Annotated in this window: 2 protein-coding genes; one reads left to right on the top strand and one right to left on the bottom strand. The window is 45.8% G+C overall.

Annotated features, from left to right (window positions below):
* Nucleotides 1-118 precede the first annotated feature (118 nt).
* Nucleotides 119-961, bottom strand: coding sequence for a YdcF family protein (locus R7Q47_RS23710; RefSeq protein WP_070226170.1), 843 nt, complete (start codon nt 959-961; stop codon nt 119-121).
* 158 nt (nt 962-1119) lie between these two features.
* On the opposite strand from R7Q47_RS23710, the gene R7Q47_RS23705 reads away from it, so the two are divergent.
* Nucleotides 1120-1720: serine dehydratase beta chain (locus R7Q47_RS23705; protein ID WP_318089584.1), on the top strand; the 601-nt coding region annotated here is incomplete at its 3' end.

Raw genomic sequence — 1720 nt, 5'->3', positions numbered from 1 at the left:
TGGCAACAAGTTATGGACGAAAATTACATTCGTGACGTTAAGACTATTTCGGAAGAAAGCATGGAGCTGCTTTGCTACTGTCTGATTGCGTTGAGTGCTGTTCGTATGCGACGCGAAATCACTGAATAGACTCGGGATCTAAACGGCGATTGAGCGCAGTTAAAATGGGATGAAACACTTCCAATGCTCGCTCTGCTGTTGCAACCGATTCATCAAAGGCCGTCATTTCGATGGCCTTTTTCATTTCCGCAATTTGTTGCAAAACATCCATTTCTAACGGTAAAGCGCGAAGTTGATTTATTGCTTGTTTAGCCCGCAGCAAAGGCTGTGCTCGAACGCTAGTTAAATCTCGTTGAAATGCCCCACTTTTAACGCCCTCCAGATACACTCGATACGTCGTCAGTTCATCAAGTAAAAGAAACGCTTCTGCCTGTGGTCCTTGATGTGGGTATGGCACGCTAATGTGCTTCTGAATATCTAGAGAAATATGTAAATCTAAACCCACGGACGCGCATTGAGATTTGATCACGCGCAGTAAGCCTTGCTCATCCATTAGCGTTTGAATTTCTAATATGCGCTCAAGATGGTAGGCGTTTGATAGCAAAATGACCTCAACCGCCGCTTGAGACGGTAACGGAAATAAACCGCTTTCACACAGAACTTTCGCTGCATTTCGCATGTTTTCAAACGTATTCAAAGAGCGATTTTCAAGCAGAATTTGGCTTGTCGGAAAAGGCTTGGCCAGCGACGTATTCAGGGTCTGAAAATATGCATACATAGCGTCAGCTTCCGAAATGCTTTGTCCTTGCGTTTTTCCACCACAAAATACGAGAGCAGTATTCTCCATTGGCATTTCGCGGATCTTAGCGGCTAGTGCTTCGACTCTCGAGATGCCTTCGGCACTCAATTGGTTATTAACCAATCGCTTACCTAGTACGATGACCACGTTACCTAACTTCATACTTCTCTCTCAATTTCCCCTGCGACAAAGTCACTGTTGTGTGGTCTTTGGCATAGTTACAAAAATCTTCTTTGCCAACCGCCTTACAGGCATTAACATCTAGTTAACAACATTGTTCTAGAGACCTATGAAAGGTTCATTGCTGAAGGAAGTCAATTATGCTGTCGATTTTCGATATTTTTAAGGTCGGTGTTGGGCCATCCAGCTCCCACACTAACGGTCCTATGCTCGCCGGATTCCATTTCACTCAACTACTTAGCGACTCTATGGCGAAAGTGCGTCGGGTGCAAGTTGACTTATATGGCTCTTTATCACTGACTGGTAGAGGACACCACACCGACCGAGCCACGGTGCTAGGGTTGATGGGCAATAAGCCCGATACCATCAAAATGACCAGTGCCAAAAGTGCACTGCAACACACCATCGAAAACCATACATTATCGTTAGCTGGCTCTCATCAAATTAATTTTAGCTACGACCACGACATTGTATTTCACAGCGATAACCTGCCGCTGCATGAAAATGGTATGACGATCACCGCGCTCGATGTCGCAGGAGATCAAGTCGCCTTTGAGACGTACTACTCTATCGGTGGTGGTTTTATTGCGACAGCGGCAGAGCTCGAACATGGCGGCCAACAAGCCAGCGCAGAAGTACCTTTCCCTTTTTCATCCGCAGACGAAATGTTGGAAAAAGCAGAGAAAAATGGCCTCAGCCTTGGTGGCATGATCCTGCAAAATGAGCTGGCATTTCGAGAGC

This window comes from Vibrio sp. Vb0349, assembly GCF_033338975.1.
The sequence above is the reverse complement of the archived record's forward strand: the minus strand, read 5'-3'. Positions and strand labels throughout refer to the sequence as shown.